The sequence below is a fragment of the Bradyrhizobium sp. UNPA324 genome (genome assembly GCF_006658635.1).
GTDB lineage: Bacteria > Pseudomonadota > Alphaproteobacteria > Rhizobiales > Xanthobacteraceae > Bradyrhizobium > Bradyrhizobium nanningense.
The window spans coordinates 3276784-3296639 of the sequence record NZ_LFJD01000004.1; the positions used below are offsets into that span (position 1 = coordinate 3276784).

At 64.9% G+C, this 19856-nt stretch carries 23 protein-coding genes and 1 pseudogene; 13 read left to right on the forward strand and 11 right to left on the reverse strand.

Going from position 1 to position 19856, the window contains the following annotated elements; translation table 11 throughout:
• Positions 1-90 precede the first annotated feature (90 nt).
• Genes UNPA324_RS15825 through UNPA324_RS15835 form a run of 3 tightly spaced genes read left to right on the forward strand, consistent with a single transcriptional unit; the run spans position 91 to position 2044 of the window.
• Positions 91-966 carry an AraC family transcriptional regulator gene (locus UNPA324_RS15825; RefSeq protein ID WP_128917614.1) on the forward strand — a complete coding sequence of 292 codons (876 nt, stop codon included), beginning with the start codon at positions 91-93 and terminating at the stop codon, positions 964-966.
• 53 nt (positions 967-1019) lie between these two features.
• On the forward strand, positions 1020-1682 hold the full coding sequence (locus UNPA324_RS15830; RefSeq protein WP_128917613.1) for an SRPBCC family protein: 663 nt from the start codon (positions 1020-1022) through the stop codon (positions 1680-1682).
• Positions 1682-2044, forward strand: coding sequence for an ArsR/SmtB family transcription factor (locus UNPA324_RS15835; protein WP_128917612.1), 363 nt, complete (start codon positions 1682-1684; stop codon positions 2042-2044). The genes UNPA324_RS15830 and UNPA324_RS15835 overlap by 1 nt, the downstream gene beginning before the upstream one ends.
• Before the next feature lie 89 nt (positions 2045-2133).
• Here the strand turns inward: UNPA324_RS15835 and UNPA324_RS15840 are convergent, their stop codons facing one another.
• Positions 2134-2547: a GFA family protein gene (locus UNPA324_RS15840; protein WP_141935094.1), complete on the reverse strand. Its 414-nt coding sequence runs from the start codon at positions 2545-2547 to the stop codon at positions 2134-2136.
• Between the two features lie 110 nt (positions 2548-2657).
• Positions 2658-3155: a peptide deformylase gene (locus tag UNPA324_RS15845; RefSeq protein ID WP_141935095.1), complete on the reverse strand. Its 498-nt coding sequence runs from the start codon at positions 3153-3155 to the stop codon at positions 2658-2660.
• 406 nt (positions 3156-3561) lie between these two features.
• Between UNPA324_RS15845 and UNPA324_RS35960 the strand changes: the two genes are divergently transcribed.
• From UNPA324_RS35960 to UNPA324_RS15855, 3 genes and pseudogenes are all read left to right on the forward strand, one after another.
• Positions 3562-3684 carry a hypothetical protein gene (locus UNPA324_RS35960; RefSeq protein WP_283810246.1) on the forward strand — a complete coding sequence of 41 codons (123 nt, stop codon included), beginning with the start codon at positions 3562-3564 and terminating at the stop codon, positions 3682-3684.
• Positions 3685-3939: 255 nt separating this feature from the next.
• Positions 3940-4333, forward strand: a pseudogene (locus UNPA324_RS15850) (helicase-related protein); the annotation flags it as partial.
• Between the two features lie 304 nt (positions 4334-4637).
• On the forward strand, positions 4638-5858 hold the full coding sequence (locus UNPA324_RS15855) for an MFS transporter (protein ID WP_141935096.1): 1221 nt from the start codon (positions 4638-4640) through the stop codon (positions 5856-5858).
• A gap of 22 nt (positions 5859-5880) precedes the next feature.
• Here UNPA324_RS15855 and UNPA324_RS15860 read toward each other — a convergent pair whose 3' ends face one another.
• The 6 genes from UNPA324_RS15860 to UNPA324_RS15885 all read right to left on the reverse strand — a co-directional run bounded on the left by UNPA324_RS15860 (position 5881) and on the right by UNPA324_RS15885 (position 11698).
• Positions 5881-6267 carry an ester cyclase gene (locus UNPA324_RS15860; RefSeq protein ID WP_141935097.1) on the reverse strand — a complete coding sequence of 129 codons (387 nt, stop codon included), beginning with the start codon at positions 6265-6267 and terminating at the stop codon, positions 5881-5883.
• A gap of 56 nt (positions 6268-6323) precedes the next feature.
• Positions 6324-7196 carry a bifunctional helix-turn-helix transcriptional regulator/GNAT family N-acetyltransferase gene (locus tag UNPA324_RS15865; protein WP_141935098.1) on the reverse strand — a complete coding sequence of 291 codons (873 nt, stop codon included), beginning with the start codon at positions 7194-7196 and terminating at the stop codon, positions 6324-6326.
• Positions 7197-7266: 70 nt separating this feature from the next.
• Positions 7267-8208 (reverse strand): hypothetical protein, encoded by a 942-nt coding sequence (locus UNPA324_RS15870; protein ID WP_141935099.1) that lies wholly within the window; start codon positions 8206-8208, stop codon positions 7267-7269.
• A gap of 15 nt (positions 8209-8223) precedes the next feature.
• Positions 8224-9543: an HlyD family type I secretion periplasmic adaptor subunit gene (locus UNPA324_RS15875; protein ID WP_141935100.1), complete on the reverse strand. Its 1320-nt coding sequence runs from the start codon at positions 9541-9543 to the stop codon at positions 8224-8226.
• On the reverse strand, positions 9540-11282 hold the full coding sequence (locus UNPA324_RS15880; protein WP_141935101.1) for a type I secretion system permease/ATPase: 1743 nt from the start codon (positions 11280-11282) through the stop codon (positions 9540-9542). The genes UNPA324_RS15875 and UNPA324_RS15880 overlap by 4 nt, the downstream gene beginning before the upstream one ends.
• Positions 11283-11395: 113 nt before the next feature.
• Entirely contained in the window at positions 11396-11698 is a 303-nt protein-coding gene (locus UNPA324_RS15885; protein WP_128917603.1) for a hypothetical protein, read from the reverse strand.
• Between the two features lie 447 nt (positions 11699-12145).
• On the opposite strand from UNPA324_RS15885, the gene UNPA324_RS15890 reads away from it, so the two are divergent.
• The 5 genes from UNPA324_RS15890 to UNPA324_RS15910 all read left to right on the forward strand — a co-directional run bounded on the left by UNPA324_RS15890 (position 12146) and on the right by UNPA324_RS15910 (position 17049).
• A complete protein-coding gene (locus UNPA324_RS15890) occupies positions 12146-13810 on the forward strand; it encodes an acetolactate synthase large subunit (RefSeq protein WP_141935102.1) in 1665 nt (554 codons plus the stop codon).
• 249 nt (positions 13811-14059) lie between these two features.
• Positions 14060-14407 carry a Lin0512 family protein gene (locus tag UNPA324_RS15895; RefSeq protein ID WP_018646107.1) on the forward strand — a complete coding sequence of 116 codons (348 nt, stop codon included), beginning with the start codon at positions 14060-14062 and terminating at the stop codon, positions 14405-14407.
• Between the two features lie 4 nt (positions 14408-14411).
• Complete coding sequence (locus tag UNPA324_RS15900) at positions 14412-15104, forward strand: GNAT family N-acetyltransferase (RefSeq protein WP_181769410.1); 693 nt, start codon at positions 14412-14414, stop codon at positions 15102-15104.
• Between the two features lie 72 nt (positions 15105-15176).
• Positions 15177-16361: a serine hydrolase domain-containing protein gene (locus UNPA324_RS15905; RefSeq protein WP_141935103.1), complete on the forward strand. Its 1185-nt coding sequence runs from the start codon at positions 15177-15179 to the stop codon at positions 16359-16361.
• A gap of 22 nt (positions 16362-16383) precedes the next feature.
• Positions 16384-17049 (forward strand): DUF429 domain-containing protein, encoded by a 666-nt coding sequence (locus UNPA324_RS15910; protein WP_141935104.1) that lies wholly within the window; start codon positions 16384-16386, stop codon positions 17047-17049.
• 5 nt (positions 17050-17054) lie between these two features.
• Here UNPA324_RS15910 and UNPA324_RS15915 read toward each other — a convergent pair whose 3' ends face one another.
• Entirely contained in the window at positions 17055-17270 is a 216-nt protein-coding gene (locus UNPA324_RS15915) for a hypothetical protein (RefSeq protein ID WP_128917598.1), read from the reverse strand.
• A gap of 143 nt (positions 17271-17413) precedes the next feature.
• On the opposite strand from UNPA324_RS15915, the gene UNPA324_RS35150 reads away from it, so the two are divergent.
• Together UNPA324_RS35150 and UNPA324_RS15920 are read left to right on the forward strand one after the other, a co-directional pair.
• Positions 17414-17560: a hypothetical protein gene (locus tag UNPA324_RS35150; RefSeq protein ID WP_164935998.1), complete on the forward strand. Its 147-nt coding sequence runs from the start codon at positions 17414-17416 to the stop codon at positions 17558-17560.
• Between the two features lie 122 nt (positions 17561-17682).
• Positions 17683-18393 carry a glutathione S-transferase family protein gene (locus UNPA324_RS15920; RefSeq protein WP_128917597.1) on the forward strand — a complete coding sequence of 237 codons (711 nt, stop codon included), beginning with the start codon at positions 17683-17685 and terminating at the stop codon, positions 18391-18393.
• Here UNPA324_RS15920 and UNPA324_RS15925 read toward each other — a convergent pair.
• Positions 18390-19172 (reverse strand): sulfite exporter TauE/SafE family protein, encoded by a 783-nt coding sequence (locus UNPA324_RS15925; RefSeq protein ID WP_141935105.1) that lies wholly within the window; start codon positions 19170-19172, stop codon positions 18390-18392. The two genes, UNPA324_RS15920 and UNPA324_RS15925, sit on opposite strands and share 4 nt — an antisense overlap.
• A gap of 3 nt (positions 19173-19175) precedes the next feature.
• The gene (locus tag UNPA324_RS15930) at positions 19176-19808 is read right to left on the reverse strand and encodes a TetR/AcrR family transcriptional regulator (RefSeq protein ID WP_128917595.1); all 633 of its coding nucleotides are present in this window, start codon (positions 19806-19808) and stop codon (positions 19176-19178) included.
• Positions 19809-19856: the final 48 nt, after the last annotated feature.

The window sequence follows — 19856 nt, forward strand, 5'->3', positions numbered from 1 at the left end:
ATCGGGCGGGCGAGTAGGTCAGCAATCTATGGACTTACCGCCTTGCTGAATTTAGATACTTGGCCAATCAATTTCTAAAAACAGTCAAGCATGCGGCGGCCCCTTCGCTTTCCCTGGTTGGACCTCGACGTCGACGATCGCTCGGCGCCCGTCATCGTCGTACGCGTCGACGTCAGCGGGACGAAAGAGGAGGTGCCCGATCACAGCCACCGCAAGGGGCAATTGGTTTTCGCCCTGGCCGGCGGCGTCACATGTCGCGTGCCCACGGGTCTATGGATGGTGCCGCCGCATTGCGCGGTGTGGATTCCCGGCGGCATGCAGCACAGCAACCGCGCGACGGCAAATGCCCGGCTGTTCTTCGTCTATATCGAGCCCGACATCGTCGATCTGCCGAACCGGTGCTGCACGCTCTCGATCTCGCCGCTGCTGCGTGAGTTGATCGTCGAACTGTCGGCTGCGGCCTCTGGCGACGAGGCGAGGGAAAAGCTGCTGGCACAGGTGCTCCTGCGTGAGCTTCCGCGCATGCCGGTTCAAGAGCTGCATCTGCCGCTGTCGTCGGAGCCGCGCTTGAAGCGGATCGCGGCGGTCCTGGCGAAGGACCCGTCCGATCGCAGCACGCTCGCCGAATGGGCCGGCCGGGTCGCGCTCAGCGAGAGCAGCCTCGCACGCCTCGTCGTCAGGGAGACCGGCCTCAGCTTTGGACGCTGGCGCCAGCAATTGCACCTGATCGTCGCCTTGCGGGAGCTCACCTCGGGCGCCAGCGTGCAGCAGGTCTCGGCCGATCTCGGCTATGATTCCGTCGCGGCCTTCATCACCATGTTCAAGAAGGCGCTCGGCAAGCCGCCGGCGAGATATCTCGCCCATGTGCTGCAGGACTCCGGGGAAGGCAGCCATGGTCCGGTTCGCCCGCGGTCGGCCCAGAACGCGAGGCCGCCACGGCGGCGCCTGCCGAAATATAAGAATTGACTTATATTAGTTTGGATTGATATTAAGACCTCGCAACAACGAGGAGGAGCGCAATGCAGATCGACGTCGCCAGGGTGTTGGGGCTTGTCACGCGTTCGGTGACGAGCCTTGAGAAAGACGGAAGACCCGCCAGCACGGTGACCCTGACGCGGCTCTACGACACCAGCGTCGACGATCTCTGGGACGCCGTGACCAGCAGGGAGCGCATTCCGCGCTGGTTCTTGCCGGTCGAGGGTGACCTTGAACTCGGTGGACGGTACCAGCTCAAGGGCAATGCGGGCGGCACCATCACGGCATGTACGCCGCCGACCCATTTTGCGGCAACGTGGGAGTTTGCAGGGGCGGTGAGCTGGATCGACGTCAAGCTGGCAGCCGAACGAAGTCAGTCGCGTTTGACGCTTGAGCACACTGCGATCATCGAGGATCATTGGAATCAGTTCGGCCCGGGTGCGGTGGGCATCGGTTGGGACCTCGCGCTTGCGGGACTCGAGCGATATGTTGCGACCGGCGCATCGGTCGACCACGAGACGGCCGAAGCCTGGATGGGCTCGCTGGAGGGCAAGGAATTCATGACGACCAGCGGCGAGTTTTGGCGCGCGGCGCATGTCGCAAGCGGGGTCGACCCTGCCGAGGCGAAGCAGCGCTCGGACCGCACCATCGCGTTCTATCGCGGCGAGATGCCGTCCGACATCGCTCATCCCGGCACAGGAAGCTGATGCACGTCTTCGAGGTCCTCGCTGATCCTGTTCGCCGCCGCATCCTCGAACAGCTGGCGCACGGCGAAATGGCGTCCGGTGAGGTCGTCGAATTGATCGGCGCCGAGTTCGGAATCACCCAGGCCGCCGTCTCGCAGCACCTCAAGGTGCTGCGAGAGAGCGGCTTTGCGACGGTTCGGGCGGAGGCGCAAAGACGGCTCTATTCAGTCGACGTCGCCGGGCTTCGCGCGGTGGATGCCTGGATCGGTCAGTTCCGCAATTTCTGGGAGCCGAAACTGGACGCGCTGGCGACCGAAATCGCGCGCGGCAAACGGGAACGTCGCAACGCGCCGATGACCAAACGGAGCGGGAAGAGGGCGTGAACACATTGACCGGGGGCATCACGGGCCACTCCGTATCGCGCCTTGTCGATAGAGGGCGGATTACGCTTCGCTGATCCGCCTGACGGAACCTATCGCGATCCCGAATGCCATTCCGGAAGCTTTGGGACCTCGGGATCAAGGCGATCCCAGGCATATCCGCGCGAGCAGTACAGCACGACGGACGGCTTGAATGTGCTGGCATCGTCCAGAGTGCCGACATAGATGCCGATGTAGTCCGGCTTTTCCTCCGGCTTGTTGTAGATGGGCGAGCCGCAATTCGGACAAAAGCCTTTTCGCTTGATGGCGCCGCTGTCGGCGGAGCGCGCGATCTCGCGCACCTCGCCGGTCACGGAGACCGCGCTGCGCGCGAACACGAAGACGGAGCTGTGGCCGCTTCCGGTGTCGCGCTGGCAATCTGTGCACTGGCATTGGAAGCTGCGGATCGGGGCGGCGGCGACGGTGTAACGAACCGCGCCGCAGGCGCAGCGGCCGGAAAAATTCATCGTTTCGCTCCCGCGGTGAAGCCGACAGATCGTGATCTTATCTGCCCCGGCTCATTTCTCCACATCGAACGGCAGGGTAGGGTCAAACAAGGTCGATCCCGGACCGCAGGTCACCCCCGCGCCATCTTCTCGTACTTCTTCACCAGCCGCTCCCGCTTCAGCCGCGACAATCGCTGGATCCAGAAGATGCCGTCGAGCTGGTCGATCTCGTGCTGGTGACATACGGCGCATAAGCCCTCCGATTCCTCGCTCTGCATGTTGCCGTCGAGATCGGAGTAGCTGATCCGCACGCGCGCGTGCCGCTGGACCTCGTCGTTGACCCCTGGCATCGAGACGCTGCCTTCACGGTGCAGGATCATCTCGGGTGAGGCCCATTCAATCACCGGATTGACGTAGGTGAGGGGGCCGTCCTTGGCGTCGAGCTCGAGCACGACGACGCGCAAGGGCACGCCGATATGCGGCGCGGTAATGCCGATCCCCGGCGCGGCCCGCATCGTCTCCAGCAAATCCGCCGCGAGCTCGCGCAAGCCGTGGTCGAACGCGGTGACGGGGTGGGCAGGGCTCGCGAGGCGGCGGTCGGGATAGCGCAGGATAGGGCGGATGGCCATATGGCTCCCCTAGGGCGTGATGAGATCAGGTTTGACTACAAGCCAAGTGCACTCCCTCTCCCGCTTGCGGGAGAGGGCAATCGCATATGACTTCAGAGCGGCAATTGAGCAAGCGCGTCGTCCTTCGAGACGACCGCTTCGCGGTCTCCTCAGGATGAGGCTCAGCAGCATTGGTGCTCGCTGAAACTGGCGCCGCGCGCCCGGTCCTCATCCTGAGGGCCCGCCAACGGCGGGCGTCTCGAAGGATGGCCACGGGCGAGATCGCTCCCTAAAGCCATTCCCCTAGCACTCACCGATCATTGAATCACTTCCTTCCTGCGGCTTCCCTGTCATTTCAGGCCGCGATGGTTGCGGTTCCTGTTTGCAAGCTGGACAGGGTGGCTACACTCATCCGGTCCTGGGCGCTATGCTGAAAGCTCAAAGCCTGTCGTGGAATGCTGCGGTGCTCTCGGACGTTCTCAAGCGCAAATCGATCTACACTTACTTCAGCCGATCGGCGATGGAGAAGGCGGTCTCCTATCAGGCATAGGCCCGCGTCTCGAATCTGAAGGTCAGCGATGACCTGAAGCAAGTCACCGCGGAGGTGCGCGGCGTCGAAAGGGTTCGAGATTCTGTTCGACGACGATTTTCCGTTCCGGCTCGCGGACTCCTCGGGCGATTTCGACGCGGCGCTGGAATCGAGCGGTATCGACTGGTTCGAGCTCGCGCTCGGCATCGACATCGACGGCGAGCGCCACGACCTTGCCCCGCACGTCGCCGCGCTGGTCTCGGCGCCCGGCTTCACGACGCCGACGGCCTGCGTTACAGCCTGCTGACCGGCGACACCAAGGATCGCAAAGCGGCGATCGAGGCTTTCCAGAACGGAGCGGCGGAGGTGTTCCTCGTCAGCCTGAAGGCGGGTGGGGTGGGCCTCAATCTCCACCGCCGCCGACACCGTGATCATCTTCGATCCCTGGTGGAATCCCGCCGTTGAGGAACAGGCGATCGATCGTGCCTACCGGATCGGGCAGGACAAAGCGGTGTTCGTTTACAGACTGGTCGCTGCCGGCACGATCGAGGAGAAGATGGACGAGCTCAAGGCCCGAAAGCGGGCCCTGGCCGACAGCCTGTTCGAGCGAGATGGACAGATCGCTTCGGCGCTCACTGAGAACGATGTGAAAGCTCTGTTCGAAGCTTGACCGAACCCGATGGCCGTCGTGCGCACGAGGCCGTGAACCATGGCCTCTTGCGCGCGATACCGGCGGGATGATGCCGCGACGCCGGGGTTTTGCCCGACGAGTCAAATCGCGGCCGGCCGTCGCAAGCCGCCGATGGCTCATCTTGCCTGCTCGCTAAGTCCTTGATCTCGCAGAGGCCGGCTACTGTGCATGGGGTTGTTTTCGCGTTTTGTGTCGGCAGGTCCGCAAAAACTTGCTCGATCCTGTCGGCTGGCGTGGTTCCCATTCGTCTTCCACTCAGACAAGATCATCTCGGGAGACCAATATGACCCAATCCCCCTATCGCTGGGTGATCGTCGCCGCCGGCGGCCTGCTCGGCTGCGTCGCGATCGGTGGCATGTTTTCGCTGCCGGTGTTCCTGCAGCCGATCGTCAAGGACACCGGCTGGTCGGTGACCGGCATTTCCAGCGCGATGACGATCGGCTTTCTGGCGATGGCATTCACCAGCATGGCCTGGGGCACACTGACCGACAGGTTCGGGCCACGGCCGGTGGTGCTGACGGGATCGACCGTGCTGGCGCTCAGCCTGTTCGCCGCGAGCCATGCGGCCTCGCTGCTTGCGTTCCAGTTCGTGTTCGGCCTTCTGGTCGGCGCGTCCTGCGCCGCGATCTTCGCGCCGATGATGGCGACCGTCACCGGCTGGTTCGAGACCCATCGCAGCCTCGCCGTGTCGCTGGTGTCGGCCGGCATGGGCATCGCGCCGATGACGATGGCGCCGTTCGCGGCTTGGCTGGTCTCCGGCCACGACTGGCGCACCTCGATGCAGATCGTGGCGCTGGTGGTCGGCGCCATCATGATCCCGGTCTCGTTGCTGGTGCGCCGTCCGCCCGCGCTCGCGCAGGCCGAGGCCGCCCCAAAGGGCGAGGGCGCCGCGCAGAGCGAGATGTCGATGAGCGAGGCGCTGCGCTCGCCGCAATTCCTGGTCCTGCTCGCGACCAATTTCTTCTGCTGCGCCACCCATTCCGGCCCGATCATCCATACCGTCAGCTATGCCGTGAGCTGCGGCATCCCGCTGATCGCGGCGGTGACGATCTACAGCATCGAGGGGTTTGCGGGCCTCGGCGGCCGCATCGCCTTCGGCCTGATGGGCGATAAGTTCGGCGCCAAGCGGGTGCTGGTTTCGGGCCTGTCGTTGCAGGCGTTCGGCGCGCTGGCTTACGTCTTTGCCCATCAGCTTGCGACCTTCTATGCGGTCGGCGCCGTCTTCGGCTTCATCTATGCCGGCACCATGCCGCTCTACGCGGTGATCATCCGCGAGAACTTCCCGCTCAAGATGATGGGCACGGTGATCGGCGGCACGGCGATGGCCGGCAGCCTCGGCATGGCCACCGGCCCGCTCGCCGGCGGCCTGATCTACGACGCCTTCTCCAGCTACGCTTGGCTTTACATCGCCTCCTGGGCGATGGGCTTGGGCGCCTTCCTGATGGCGATGACGTTCCGCCCCTTCGCAAAGCCGCAAGGCGAGGCGGCACCGGTGCCGGCGTAAGTTCGAGATCGAGGCGCAAGCGTCAGAGCTGCGCCTCGATCGCCGTCTTGTCGATCAGCGACCAGACCTGCCGGATCCTTCCATCGTGGAACGCATAGAAGACGTGCTCGCAAAAGGACACGCGCCTGCCGTTCACGTCGAGGCCCAGGAATTTTCCGGCCGGCGTGCAGTCGAATGTCAGCCGGCAGGCGATGGTGGGCGGATCTAAGATCAGCAGCGCGATGTTGAAGCGTAGATCCGGAATCTCGCGGAAATCCTGCTCCAGCATCGCGCGATATCCGGACAGGCCGAGCGGCCGGCCGTTGTGAACGACGTCGTCATGCACGAACCGGCCGAGGGCCGGCCAGTCCTGCCGGTTCAGGCAGGCGATGTAGCTGCGATAGGTCTCGTCGAGATCGGCGGCGTTCATCGTGAAGCTCCCATGCCGCAAGGACAACGCAGCAGAGGCGAATTCGCCTCGCGGCGTCACAGCTGCTTTTCGAAGAACAGGTCGGGATAGGGATCGTCGTTGTAGCGCGGGATCGCGCGCCAGCCCGTGCTGCGGTAGAGCTGGCCCGCCTCGGGCAGCGCGCTGTTGGTGTCGAGCCGCAGCAGCGAGATGCCGAGCTCGCGCGCGGCGCTCTCGGTCGCATCCATCAGCCGCCGGCCGAGCCGCAATCCGCGTGCGGAGGGAGCGACCCACAGACGCTTGACCTCGGCGTAGCCGCTCTCCGTTCCCTTCAAGCCGACGCAGCCGATCGGCAGCGTGTCCGACATCGCGACGATGAAGGTGCCGCGCGGGCGGCGCATGTCCTTGGCGTCGGGGTCGCGCGACAGCGAGACGTCGAAGCCTTGGCTGAAGCGGCGGCCGAGCTCGGCATAATATTTGCCGAGGCAGTGGCGCGCTTCTTCGCTTCGAGGATCCATCTCGTCCAGCGCAACTCGCTCGCGCGTCAGGGTGGAGGCGATCAGGTCCATCGCCGCCAGCAGCGCCTCGCGTTGTGAATGCTGCGCGAGAAAGCCCTCGGCCTGCGCGTTCGACAGCGCCTCATAAGCGGCGAACTCGCGCCGACCCGCACGCGTCAAGGTCGCGACACGGCAGCGCGCATCGTCTTCACGCGCGGCGGTCTCGATCAGCCCCTCGTCCTCGAGGCTGCGGAGCAGCCGGCTCATCAGCCCGGAATCGAGACCGAGATAGTCGCGGATCTCCGCCACGTCCGAGCGTCCATGTCCGATCGCATTGAGCACGCGCGCCGCGCCCAGCGGCCGGCCGCGGCCCAGAAAGGAGGTGTCGAGCGCGCCGACCGCCGAGGTGACGGCGCGGTTGAAGCGGCGAACGCGCGAGATCGGGTCCAGCATGATGTCTGACTTTAGTCAGATATGCCGTTCTGTCAACGCGCGTGGCCGCGGCGTCGATTGGGGGAACCCGCTAGAAATGATGCACACCGAGCGCCGAGAACGCGCCATCGTGAAGTTCGTGGCCGTCGCTGGGTTGGCCGAGAAAGCCGAGATGCAGCGTCAGCGGCGGTAGCGCCGCCATCGGCACTGCGCCGGCGGTGTCGAGGCCGCCGATATCGACGGCGTGCGTCGTCGCGGCATCATGCGGCGTGGCGATCGGCGTGCTCACGATATCCGTGACCAGTGCACTGAACAGGTCGGGGGAGGCCGCATCATGGGCGCTGCCATCGACGGAATGCAGCAAGCCGCCGACAAGGCCGGTGACGCTGTCGGTGACTTGTCCGATCGTTCCGGTGATGGTGGATGTTAACTGACTGACAGTGGTGCTCAGGCTGTCGAGCGTATGCGAGATCGCCGACAGCGAGGTGTCGACGAGGTTCGTGATCGTGCTGCCGAGCTCATGCAGGGACGAGGCTGGATCAATGGGCGTGGATGTCGCGAGATCGGTGTGAGTGGCGTTGGCGCCGGCTCCCGAAAGATGATCGGAGGCAACGGCGGTGGGCGTCACGATGTGACTGGCAGGTGAAACGGACGCGCTGACCGGGCTGTCCGTCATCGCGGCGAGGCCGGTGTTTTCGTCGGCGTGCGCGAGGTCGCCACTCGTCCGATCCGCGTGAAGCGCCGTCGCGGTCTCCTCCGTCGGGGCCGCGCCGGCATCGGCGTGCCGATCGTCGGGGGCGGTCTGATGCTCAGCAGGCATCGCTTCCGCAGGCGTCGGATCAGCGGCGTGTACCGGCATGGACGGCAAATCCGCGGGTGCCGGCTGCGCATCGCCGCCATGATGCCCGGCGCCTTCGGCCTCCTTCAGGAAGGCGACCAGGGCGGTCATGAACGCAACCGTCTCTTCCGTCGTGATGTTGCGGGCCGTCTCCGCCTTCTCGGCGCGACGGCTGTTCCGCTCGGATGCAGACATCGGCCTTGCTCCTCGTCAGCGTTCGCGGAAGGCACGGGTCAGCTCGTCACGGAGCGGACCAAACAGATATTCGAACAGCGTGCGCGGGCGTGTCGGTACGATCACCTCGGCCGGCATGCCCGACTGCAATTCGATGCGAGACTTCTTCACGTCCTCCGGCTCAAGCGAGACCTCGACGGCGTAATAGCCGGGGCCGCTGGTCTTTTCGTTGGTGACGCGGTCGGCCGACACCGTCCGCACGGTGCCGTAGAGGCGGGGACGTTCGACATAGTTGACGCCGGTCAGCCGGATCTCGGCGCGGCGGCCGACCGTGACATCGTTGATGTCGGACAGTTTCAATTGGGCATCCACGATTAGCGGATTGTCCGACGGCACGATGTCCATGAGTTTTGCGCCGGGCTGAATCACCCCGCCTTCGGTGAAGACGTCGAGCCCGACCACCGAGCCGGTGGCGGGCGCGCGGATCTGGGTACGGGTCACCACGTCGGTTGCGGCGTCGACTTTTGGGGCGAGCTCTGCGAGCTTGTTCTCGGTGGAACGGAGCTGGTCGGTGATCTCGCTCATGCGGGCGCGCTCGGCCTTGGCGATCTCGGCCTCGTTCTGCGCGATCTGCTGCTGCATGCCGGCGATGGTGGCACGCTGCGCGCCGATGTCGGCCTGCAGCTTGGCATCCTCGCGCTGCAAGGCCAGGATCCGGGTCTTGGGCGTGTAGCCCTGTTCGTAGAGGTGCTGCGCACCGTTCATCTCGTCCGACAGCAATTCGCGCTGCTTTTCGGTGCCGGTCAGCTGTGCCTGGGTGCCGCCGATCTGGGCGGTCAGCTCGGCAATCTTGCCCTTGAGCACGGCGGTCTCGGCCTCGAACTGATGCTTGCGCGCGGCCATCATCGCGATCTCGTTCGCCATCGCCTGACGCAGCGCGGGCTTGGCGTCGTTCGGATCGACGCCGAAGTCGGGTGCTGCGCGGCCGTCACGCTCGGCCATCAGCCGCGCTTGCGCGGCGCGCGATGCATCGCGGTCGGCAACCAGCACGTCCAGCTTGGCGCGGGGGTCGCTATCGTCGAGTACGAGCAGAAGTTGTCCCTTCTCGACGTGCGCGCCGTCGCGGATCAGAAGCTGGCGGATCACCCCGCCATAGGGATGCTGCACGTTTTGGCGCCGCCCCTCGACCTGGAGATTGCCGCTGGCGATCGCCGCGCCCGAGATCGGAGCGAGTGTGCCCCACAGCGTCATGGCTGAAGCAAATGCTCCGACCACGATCGCGCCCACCAGGGCGGGCCGCTCCGGCCGCGCGTAATAGGCGCGTTCGCGATCGGCGATATAAGTTGCGGTGCTCATGACGCAGCCGTCCGAGCGGCCGCCTGCTGCTGCAGGGCCTGATAGACTTCGCCGGGCGGTCCGAGCATGTCGAGCATGCCGCTGCGCAGCACCATCATGATGTCGACGATGTCGAGGATCGTGGTGCGGTGGGTGATGACGATGACGGCCGCGCCGTCGGCCTTGGCCTGGAGCAGGGCGTCCTTCAGCGCCTCCTCGCCGGGACCATCGAGATTGGCATTGGGCTCGTCCAGCACCAGCAGCGGAGGACGGCCGAGCAGGGCGCGCGCGAGGCCGAGCCGCTGGCGCTGACCGCCGGATAGTCCAACGCCGCCGACGCCGAGCCGTGTGTCGTACTGTCGGGGCAGGTCGAGCACCATGTCGTGAATGCCGGCGCGGATCGCAGCATCGATGATCTCGTCGGTCGAGGCGTCCCCGAACCGCGCGATGTTCTCGCGTACGGTGCCGGCGAACAGGCCGACGTCCTGCGGCAGATAGCCGACATGGCGGCCGAATTCGAGGGGATCCCAGTGATTGTAGTCGAGCCCGCCGAAGCGCAGCCGCCCCGCGGCGGGTGCCATCGCGCCGACCAGCAGGCGCGCCAGCGTGCTCTTTCCGGACCCGCTGGGGCCGACGATGCCGAGTGCTTGTCCGCCGGCGAGTTCGAAGGACAGACCTTTCAGCACCGGCTCTTGCCGCGACGGCAGTTCGCAGACGAGATCCCGCACCTCGACGGTGTTGCGCTGCTTCGGCACGATGGTCTGCGGCGTGGTGAGATCAATGGTGGCGAGGAGGTCGCGCACCTGCGTGTAGGCATCGCACGCGCCGATGAACTGCTTCCAGGTGCCGACCGCCTGCTCGACCGGGACCAGCGCGCGGCCCATGACGATGCTCGCGGCGAATATGGTTGCAGGCGTAATGGCGTGGTCGATGGCGAGCCAGGCACCTGCACCGAGCATGAGCGACTGCAGCAGCAGGCGAAAGAAACGGATCGACGAGGTCATCACCGCATTCTTGTCGCTGGCGATGGCCTGCTGCACCAGCATCGCGGAGCGCTGGCTCTGCCAGTTGCGTTCGACCGCCGGCTGCATGCCCATGGCGCGGATCACGTCGGCGTGGCGCAGCACATTCTCGGTGAAGACGTAGGACTGGTTGCCGGATGCCTCGGCCTGCTTCATCGGATTGCGGGTCAGGACCTCGTTCACGCCGGCGAGCCCCAGCAGCAACAGCGCGCCAATGCCGGCGACGAGGCCGAGCAGGGGATGGATGAAGAACAGCAGCAGCAGGTAGATCGGAATCCAGGGAAGATCGAACGCGAAATAGATGCCGGGGCCGGTTATGAAGGTGCGGAACTGGTCGAGATCGCGCAGTTGCTGGGCGCCCCGCGAGGCACCGCGCTCAGCCGAGCGCACCACCAGCGCTTCGAACACGCGCGTCGACAGCTCCATGTCCAGCCGGATGCCGCAGCGGATCAGGATCCAGGCGCGTACGGCGTCGAGCCCGGCCATGGTTAGAAGCGCGATGGCGAGGATCAGTGTGAGAAGGACGAGTGTGGAGATGTTCTCGTTGAGCAGGACGCGGTTGTAGACCTGCATCAGATAGAGCGGCGAAGAGAGATAGAGCAGATTGATCACGCTCGAGAACAATCCGGCCCAGAGAAAGTGCGGCCAGAGGTTTTGGAGCGCCTCGCGCAAATCGTCGCCGCGACGATACGACGGCTCTGCCGCCTCGCCCGCGACCGTCGAAAGCGCTGCCGCCATCTTAGATGTCCTTAAAGGGTGAAACGTATCTGTGTCCGGACGCTGGCGGCTCACGCGCAGCTTGGCGTGGGGCCGAAGCCCCACGCCGTCTATCGTTCGTCAGGGAACTGCGATCAAACGAGTCCGTGGAGGAGGCCACCGACGTCGAGGTGTCCGACGTCTGCGCTGAGTCCGATCGCGGTCGGTGCGGAGACCGAGGCGTCGATGCCACCGGTTCCCGCAAGGCCTGACGCGGAGACGTCGATGCTGGGATTGGTCTCGATCAATGCCCCGACATCGAGCGTGTGCGACAGGTCGACCGAGCCGCTGGCGCCGGCCGTTGCACTTCCACCTGCATCGGCGACGCCTGACAGCGTACCCGTTGCTGTTCCAAGCAGGCCATCGACCGTGCCGAGCAGGTTTCCGAGAAGAGCCATGTGAACTCCTTTGGTTGGCAGTTGAGATCGCGACAGAATAGCCGCTGCCCATGAATCCCCTGCGGCGCGGAAGGTTGCGGACTCATATGCGGCCATTTGGTGCTGATTTGTTGGGCGAGGAACTTGATGCGGGAAGGGCAGCGGGCCTGAATCGCATGGGCGTGTGCTTCAGACGCTGTCGCGAACACCGTCACCCTGAGGTGCTCGTCTGGCGGCGCAAACGCGCCGCGAGGCGGGCCTCGAAGGGGCGGCGGCCCGGCTCTGTCTCCGGCCGTTCATCCTTCGAGCCTCTGGACGCGATGCATTCGCATCGCATCCCTCGCGCCTCAGGATGACGGACAGAAGATTGCGCCCGGACCACGCTGCATTGTGAGTTGTGCCGGGTCGATGGACGGCTACGATGCGGCGGCTCCCGGCGTGCGGGATGCGCAACGGGCGGGAGATGACATGAGCGGGCAGGAGCGCAAGGTGAAGGGATCGGATCTGTTTGTCGCCGCGCTTGAGAATGAGGGTGTCGATCGCATCTTCGGCGTCCCCGGCGAGGAAAATCTCGATGTGGTGGAATCGCTCCGCACGTCCAAGATCGAGTTGGTCCTGACCCGCCACGAGCAGGCCGCCGCCTTCATGGCCGCCACCCATGGCCGGCTGACCGGCAAGCCCGGTGTTTGCCTGTCGACGCTCGGCCCCGGTGCGCTCAACCTGTCCACCGGTGCGGCCTATGCGCATCTAGGCGCGATGCCGATGATCCTGATCACTGGCCAGAAGCCGATCATGAGCAGCCGGCAAGCGCGCTTTCAGATCGTCGACGTGGTCGCGACCATGAAGCCGCTGACGAAGCTGTCGCGGCAGATCGTCAGCGCCTCCAGCATTCCGACCGTGGTGCGCGACGCTTTTCGCGTGGCGATGGAGGAGCGGCCCGGACCGGTGCATCTCGAGCTGCCCGAGGACATCGCCGGCGACGAGGTGCCTGCCGTCCCGGTGATCCCCGTCCATCCGATCGAGATTCCCGTCGCCCATCGCGCCGCGCTCGACCGTGCGGCCGAGATGATTTTAGCCGCCAAGCGCCCGCTGGTGATGATGGGCGCGGCAACCAGCCGGCCGCGATCGACCCACGGCATCGCCAGCTTCGTGCGGCGCACCGGCATTCCCTTCTTCACGACGCAAATGGGCAAGGGCACCGTGCCCGGCGGCACCAATCTCTACATGGGCACCGCCGCGCTGTCCGAGCGCGACTATGTCCACGACGCCATCGACGCCGCCGACCTGATCGTCGCGATCGGTCACGACCCAATCGAGAAGCCGCCCTTCATCATGGGTCCGTCGGGGCCGAAGGTGATTCACGTCAGCTACACGTCGGCCAGCGTCGAGCAGGTCTACTTTCCGGACGCCGAGGTGGTCGGCGATGTCGGCCCGAGCCTGGAGCTGCTCGCCGACCGGCTTGAAGGCAAGCTGCCGCAGGCTGCAGCGCTGCTGCCGCTACGCGAGGAAATCCTAGGGCACATCGCCGACCGCGCCACCGAGGCGCGCTGGCCGCCGACGCCGCAGCGCATCGTGCACGACATCCGCCAGGTAATCCCCGAGAACGGTATCGTCGCGCTCGACAACGGCATGTACAAGATCTGGTTTGCGCGCAACTACCGGACCCGCGTTGCCAATACTCTCTTGCTCGACAATGCGCTGGCGACCATGGGCGCCGGCCTGCCGTCGGCGATGATGGCCGCGATGCTCTATCCCGACCGCCGCGTGCTCGCGGTCGCCGGCGACGGTGGCTTCATGATGAACAGCCAGGAGATGGAGACCGCCGTCCGCCTCAAGCTCAATCTGGTCGTGCTGGTGCTGGAGGACAACGCCTACGGCATGATCCGCTGGAAGCAGGCCGTCGATCATTTTGCCGATTACGGCATGACCTTCGGCAACCCGGACTTTGCACTTTACGCCAAGGCTTACGGTGCCAAGGGCCATCGGATCGAGAGCATCGATAGTTTTGGTCCGACGCTCGACGCTGCTTTCAAGGAAGGCGGCGTGCATCTGGTCTCGATCCCGATCGATTATTCGGAGAATGTGCGGGTGCTCGTGGACGAACTGCGGGCGCATGAGAAGGCGAAGGCGTGAAACGACGGTCTCGTGCCCCGGACGCAGCGCAGCGCCCCTTGGCGGTGCGCTGAAGAGCCGGGGCCCATACATCAGCGAGCTCTGCGGCTTCCTGGGTCCCGGATCGGCGCAGCAACGCCACAAGCGCGTTTACGCGCGTCTTCGACACGCTATGGCGTTGCAGCGCGTCCGGGACACGAGACCAACGACTTGTGTCGCACTCTCCGATCGCCGACACTCCAAACTTAACCAACCACAGGAATGAAAACTATGACCCGCGTTCGTTGTGTCACCGAGATGGGCATGGGCGTCGACGTCCACGGCAGGGATGCGACCAAGGCGGCGAAGCGGGCGGTGTCGGATGCGATCCGGCATTCCAGCCTCGGCTTCTTCCGGATGATCGGCAAGACCGCGAACGACATGTTCGTCGACGTCACGATCGGCGTGCCCAACCCCGAGGCGGTGGACAAGGAAGCCGTCGCCAAGGAGCTGCCTTACGGCACCGTGACCGTCACCGCGGTCAAGGGCGGGCTGGAGATTCCCTCGGCCACGGAAGTGGCCAATGACCCCATCCTCATTGCCAACGCTGCCGTCATCGTCAGCTTCGACAAGGACTAGACCGGTGTCCGACAACAATGAGGCGCTGCTGGATCGTCCGATCTGGAGCGCGCTGACGACCAGCCAGAAGCATCTGGCCGAAGGCGGTCCGCGGGCACTGCGCTATCCCATCGACATGACGCCGTTTGCCGACATGGTCGACATGTCCGCGGCGAGCTTTGCTGCGCTCCGCGATCTCCTGTCGGGGTCGCAGGTCGCCGCGCTGTTCACGCCGGAGCCGGTCGAGATGCCCGCCGGCTTCAAGGTCGTGCTGGCCGAGACAGGTGAGCAGATGATCGGCTCGCCCGCCGATAGTCCGCTGCGCGACGCGGAGATCGTCACGCTCGGTGCCGCCGACGTTCCCGCGATGATGGCGCTGACGGAGCTGACCAAGCCCGGGCCGTTCGCGCTGCGTACGCACGAGCTCGGCACGTTCCTCGGCATCCGCGCCAATGGCGAACTGGTCGCGATGACGGGCGAGCGGATGAAGCCGGGAAAGTTTGTCGAGATGACGGCGGTCTGCGTGCATCCCGACTATCGCGGGCGCGGCTATGCGCAGGCGCTGCTCGCGGCGGTCGCGCGACGGATCGAGGCCCGCGGCGAAATCCCGTTCCTGCACGTGTTTTCGAACAACACCTCTGCGATCGCGCTTTACGAGCGGCAGGGCATGCGGATCCGGCGTCGGCTGTACGTGACGGCGTTCATGAGGGAAGGATAGGCGCGCTCCGGAGCGCCCTTCATTTCCTATGAGATTCCGCTATATCCGTCCCAACCATAATTGGGGAAGCACATGGACGCCAGAACGACAGATTTTTCCGCCCCGCGGACGGCGATGCAGCGCTACGTCGATCAGGAGATCATTCCGGGCGCATCCTGGGCCGTGCTGCGCGGGCGCGAGGTGGTCGACCAGCAATGCGTCGGCTTCGCCGACCGCGAAGCGAACACCGCGCTGCGGCCTGACCATATCTTCCGCGCGTTCTCCAACACCAAGATCTTCGTCACCTGCGCGATCATGCTGCTCGTCGAGGAAGGCCGCATCGGGCTCGACGAAGCGATCGAGACATTCCTGCCGCAGCTCGGCCATCGCAAGGTGCTCAAGCAGGGCGCTTCGAGCCTTGCCGATGTCGAGCCGGCGAAGAGCCCGATCACGATCCGCCGGCTCCTGACCCACACTTCAGGTCTCAGCTACGGCATCTTCGATCCCGGAACGGTGCTGTTCAAAGGATACAACGAGGCGGGCGTGCTCAATCCGCTGACGCCGCTCTCCGATATGATCGACAAGCTTGCCGATCTGCCGCTGTCCTATCATCCCGGCACGGCCTGGGAATATTCCGTTGCCACCGACGTGCTCGGCCGCGTGGTGGAGGTCGTCTCGGGTAAATCCCTCGATGCCTTCCTCAAGGCGCGCATTTTCGATTCCCTGGGCATGACCGACACCGGTTTCTACGTTCCCGAGGCACAGCAGGGCAGGCTGGTCGCGCTCTACAATGGCGCCGACGTGCTCGATCCCATGAAGCCGGGTCTCACACGCGCCGATAATCTGCCGTTTCCGCAGGCCTATCGCCGGCCTTTCCCGCGGCTCTCGGGCGGTGGCGGTCTGGTCTCGACCTTGCCCGACATGCTCGCGCTGGTCCGCGCGCTGCTGCCGGGTTCGGACGCGCTGCTCAAGCCGGAAACATTGCGGCAGATGATGACGAACCAGCTGCCCGCGGGGCAGACCATCCGCTTTGCCAATCTCGGCCCGATTCCCGGCAAGGGTTTTGGCCTCGGCGGCGCCGTCACCTTTGCGCCGACGCCGTTCGATCCGCCGAACTCCACCGGCGAATTCCAATGGGGCGGGCTGGCAGGCACCCATTGGTGGATTTGCCCTGAGGCCAATACCGCCGGCGTGCTGATGGCCCAGCGCTACATGGGCTTCTGGAATCCGTTCTTCTTCGAGTTCAAGCGCCTGGCCTATCAGGCCGTCGGAGGCTGACGGCAAGTCCGTTCGGCGCGTCATGCGAGCCTATCTCGGCCTCGACGGATTTCGTTTCGGCTGGGTCGCAGCCTGGATCGACGAGCGCGGCGGTCACGGCTTCGACTATTCGCCGGGCCTGACGCGTTTGCTCGCGCTGCCGCATGCGCGCGCGATGATCGACATGCCGATCGGATTGGACCTTAGCGGTTATCGTACATGCGATCTGCGCGCACGCGAGCTGGTTGGCCCATCCGTGTTTCTCGACGCACGTCGCGACCTCTGGACATTCCCGGACATGGCCACGGCCAATCGCCATTACTGGGAGCGCGAAGGCAAGGGCAGGGGCGTGTCGGCGCAGCTCTGGAATATCAGGGACAAGCTCAAGGAGGTCGACGACGTCATAACGCCGTCGCTACAGGCTTCGATCGGCGAAGCGCATCCTGAATTGGTGTTCTGGAATCTGGCAGGGCGCGTGCGGCTTGACCCGAAGGCGTCGTCGCGGGGCCGCGAGCAGCGCGTTGCGCTGCTGAGAGACCGTGGCTTCACGAAGGTCGAAAGATGGTTGGCGCTGCGCCACGGCACCGGCATCGGCCGCGACGATCTCATCGATGCCTGTGCCTGCGCGGTCGCCGCGCGCGACAGCACGCGGCGCGTTGGTGGGGATGAGCTCGATCCGCGCGGACTGCGGATGGAGATCAATTATTGAATCGCTCAATTCTGCCGATCGCTTGCACCGGCAAGATGGCCGTGGCCGTGATGGCCCGGCGTCGAGGAGCCGGCCTCGTCGTCGTCCAGTCGTGCTGCTCTCGCTTCGTACACGTCGGCCATCGCCCGTAGCCGTCGTGCGGCTTCGCGATGGGCGAGATCGTCCGCGACGCGGCGACAGCGCTGAGCGTGATCGAGCAGGGCGCACTTCTCAATGTTCATCTCCTCACAACGCGCAAGACGCTCGATGGTCCCTCGAAACAACCTGTTTAAGGAGCGGGAAAAACCGGCAAAATTTTCATACAAGGTAGGAACACCGGCAGGCGAGCGGGCGTTTAGGCCAAAGGAGTTGAGGGACAGATGCCATGTACGATGTTTGCCAATGGGCGACCGCGACGCTTGCGATTGCCTTCACGGCCGCGCTGCTGATCACAGGTCAATGGTTCATCCAGTATCGACTGCAGCATGAAACCATGACCCCGATCGTGAAGGTCGCGACGCTGCCGCCCTAGTCGCTTCATGGGCATTGTGGCCCATCACCGCTTCCCTGCGATCTTCCAGACGATTTGTCGGCCTTGCGCCGTTCGCTTGCTCGCCTAGATTAGGCGGCATCTCACGAACCGCCGGAGCGCCGATGTCTGATCTGTCCGCCTTTGCCATTACCAAACGTTGGCCGGCCAAGCATCCCGAGTTGCTCCAGCTCTACTCCCTGCCGACGCCGAACGGCGTCAAGGTCTCGATCATGCTGGAGGAGATCGGATTGCCTTACGAAGTCCATCTGGTCGATTTCGGCAAGGACGACCAGAAGACGGCTGAATTCCTCTCGCTCAATCCGAACGGCAAGATCCCGGCGATCCTCGACCCCAACGGCCCTGGCGGCAGGCCGCTGCCGCTGTTCGAGTCCGGGGCGATCCTGCAATACCTCGCGGAGAAGACCGGCAAGCTCTTGCCCGAAGACGCCGCGCGGCGCTACCAGACCATCCAGTGGCTGCATTTCCAGATGGGCGGCGTCGGGCCGATGTTCGGCCAGGTCGGCTTCTTCCACAAATTCGCGGGCAAGGATTTCGAGGACAAGCGGCCCCGTGACCGCTACGTCGCCGAAGCCAGGCGCCTGCTCGGTGTGATGGAGACGCATCTTGCGGGGCGGCAATGGTTCATGGATGACGACTACACCATCGCCGACATCTCCATGCTCGGCTGGGTGCGCAATCTCATCGGCTTCTATGGCGCCGGCGATCTCGTCGAATTCACCCAGTTCAAATCGGTCGGTGCCTGGCTTGAGCGGGGGCTTGCGCGTCCGGCGGTGCAGCGCGGGCTGAACATTCCACCGCGGCCGCAAGGCTAGCTCAGCGCCTTGTACGTCATATAGAGCGCCATCAGCGAGACGAGGGCGATCATGGCCCGGCGGAGCACGGAGCGGCTGACACCGTTGGCCAAGCGTGCGCCGAGGTCGGTGCCAATCCAGAGACCGGCGAGAATGCCGATGATGGCCGGCCAGCCGACCATGAGCCCCTTGCTCCAGTAGATCCAGGCTGCCGGAAGGTTGGTCGGGATCACCGAGAAGACGAGGCTGACGAGCTGCGCCTGATGTTGTGGCACGCGAAATCCGGCGGCGAGGCCGACGGTGATCGCGAGGCCGCCGCCGATGCCCATGAAGCCGGAGGAAAAGCCTGCAAGCGTGCCGATCAGGAGCAGGGGCAGCCAGTGAAGTTCATCGCGCTTGCCGACTTCGTGGCTACCCTCCTTGCTTTCGCGGCGCACGATCAACAGGGCGATCAGCGCGACGAGATAGACGACGTAAGTCCATTGCAGGACGGAGTCGGAAACCAATGTTGCGGCATAGCCGCCGCCGGCGCCACCGATCAGAAATCCGAAGCCGATCCAGATGATCCACGGCAAGGGGCTGCGATTGCCGTTTTGCCGGTAGCGCCGTATGCCGGCGAGACCCGTCGGCGGAATTTGGGTGATCAGCGAGGTGCCCTGGGCAACGTGTTGCTCGGCCCCGAGCAGCAGCACGGAGAAGATCACGAGGCCGCCGCCCGGGCTCGTCCCCGTGAAGCCCGATGCCAGGCCTGCGACCAGACCGACGCCACCACCGGCGAGGAGGTCGTGAATCCCCGACATCCCTCAGGTCCTGGCTCGCCGCCTGACGTCGGGCTTCGTCGTGCGAAATCCTTCGATCACGGCGGCCACAGCCGCCATGCAGGCCTCGATGTCGACATCCTCGCCCCAGCATCTTTGCAGCACGAAACCCTGGAAGATCGCGATCAGCACCCGCGCGATCGCGTCCGCGCCGAGATCGCGTTTGATGAGGCCGTCGTGCTGGCCGCGCTCGACCAGCGCGACGATCAGAGCGCGCGGCATGTCGATGCCTTCGACGACGCTGGCGCGGACGCGACGGTTGCGCAGGGCTTCGGCCCAGCCGTGGATGCCGACACGGCGGCGGGCTTCGCCGGCGGGATCGGTCAGCCATTGCGCGTAGACGCGGATCAACGCGTGAAGGCCTTCGATCGGGTCGCCGGATCCCTGCGCGACCGAATTGAGCACGGCTTCGCGGCGATGCCGGTCGTCGGCGAGCGCCTCGATCAGATCGTCCTTGCTCTGGAAGTAGAGATAGACCGCGCCGTGGCTCAGGCCGGATCGCTTCACGATGTCGGCCATGCCGGTCTGGTGAAAACCGTCTTCGGCGAAGCAGGCGAGGGCCGCCTCGAGAATCTGCTGCCGCCGGCTTTCGCGTTGCTTATCGCTGATCTTGGGCATTCGGCCGCCTCAAATAACTGACAGGTCGATCGTTTTCTTGTGGGCGAC

What these genes read in the sequence shown, in the direction of transcription:
- UNPA324_RS15875 (WP_141935100.1), bottom strand. Translation starts at nt 9,543, where the DNA reads ATGAGCACCGCAACTTATATCGCCGATCGCGAACGCGCCTATTACGCG.
- UNPA324_RS15870 (WP_141935099.1), bottom strand. Translation starts at nt 8,208, where the DNA reads ATGTCTGCATCCGAGCGGAACAGCCGTCGCGCCGAGAAGGCGGAGACG.
- UNPA324_RS15860 (WP_141935097.1), bottom strand. Translation starts at nt 6,267, where the DNA reads ATGAACGCCGCCGATCTCGACGAGACCTATCGCAGCTACATCGCCTGC.
- UNPA324_RS15930 (WP_128917595.1), bottom strand. Translation starts at nt 19,808, where the DNA reads ATGCCCAAGATCAGCGATAAGCAACGCGAAAGCCGGCGGCAGCAGATT.
- UNPA324_RS15910 (WP_141935104.1), top strand. Translation starts at nt 16,384, where the DNA reads ATGCGAGCCTATCTCGGCCTCGACGGATTTCGTTTCGGCTGGGTCGCA.
- UNPA324_RS15880 (WP_141935101.1), bottom strand. Translation starts at nt 11,282, where the DNA reads ATGGCGGCAGCGCTTTCGACGGTCGCGGGCGAGGCGGCAGAGCCGTCG.
- UNPA324_RS15915 (WP_128917598.1), bottom strand. Translation starts at nt 17,270, where the DNA reads ATGAACATTGAGAAGTGCGCCCTGCTCGATCACGCTCAGCGCTGTCGC.
- UNPA324_RS15895 (WP_018646107.1), top strand. Translation starts at nt 14,060, where the DNA reads ATGACCCGCGTTCGTTGTGTCACCGAGATGGGCATGGGCGTCGACGTC.
- UNPA324_RS15855 (WP_141935096.1), top strand. Translation starts at nt 4,638, where the DNA reads ATGACCCAATCCCCCTATCGCTGGGTGATCGTCGCCGCCGGCGGCCTG.
- UNPA324_RS15920 (WP_128917597.1), top strand. Translation starts at nt 17,683, where the DNA reads ATGTCTGATCTGTCCGCCTTTGCCATTACCAAACGTTGGCCGGCCAAG.
- UNPA324_RS15825 (WP_128917614.1), top strand. Translation starts at nt 91, where the DNA reads ATGCGGCGGCCCCTTCGCTTTCCCTGGTTGGACCTCGACGTCGACGAT.
- UNPA324_RS15890 (WP_141935102.1), top strand. Translation starts at nt 12,146, where the DNA reads ATGAGCGGGCAGGAGCGCAAGGTGAAGGGATCGGATCTGTTTGTCGCC.
- UNPA324_RS15905 (WP_141935103.1), top strand. Translation starts at nt 15,177, where the DNA reads ATGGACGCCAGAACGACAGATTTTTCCGCCCCGCGGACGGCGATGCAG.
- UNPA324_RS15865 (WP_141935098.1), bottom strand. Translation starts at nt 7,196, where the DNA reads ATGCTGGACCCGATCTCGCGCGTTCGCCGCTTCAACCGCGCCGTCACC.
- UNPA324_RS15925 (WP_141935105.1), bottom strand. Translation starts at nt 19,172, where the DNA reads ATGTCGGGGATTCACGACCTCCTCGCCGGTGGTGGCGTCGGTCTGGTC.
- UNPA324_RS15830 (WP_128917613.1), top strand. Translation starts at nt 1,020, where the DNA reads ATGCAGATCGACGTCGCCAGGGTGTTGGGGCTTGTCACGCGTTCGGTG.
- UNPA324_RS15885 (WP_128917603.1), bottom strand. Translation starts at nt 11,698, where the DNA reads ATGGCTCTTCTCGGAAACCTGCTCGGCACGGTCGATGGCCTGCTTGGA.
- UNPA324_RS15835 (WP_128917612.1), top strand. Translation starts at nt 1,682, where the DNA reads ATGCACGTCTTCGAGGTCCTCGCTGATCCTGTTCGCCGCCGCATCCTC.
- UNPA324_RS35960 (WP_283810246.1), top strand. Translation starts at nt 3,562, where the DNA reads ATGCTGAAAGCTCAAAGCCTGTCGTGGAATGCTGCGGTGCTCTCGGAC.
- UNPA324_RS15845 (WP_141935095.1), bottom strand. Translation starts at nt 3,155, where the DNA reads ATGGCCATCCGCCCTATCCTGCGCTATCCCGACCGCCGCCTCGCGAGC.
- UNPA324_RS15840 (WP_141935094.1), bottom strand. Translation starts at nt 2,547, where the DNA reads ATGAATTTTTCCGGCCGCTGCGCCTGCGGCGCGGTTCGTTACACCGTC.
- UNPA324_RS35150 (WP_164935998.1), top strand. Translation starts at nt 17,414, where the DNA reads ATGTACGATGTTTGCCAATGGGCGACCGCGACGCTTGCGATTGCCTTC.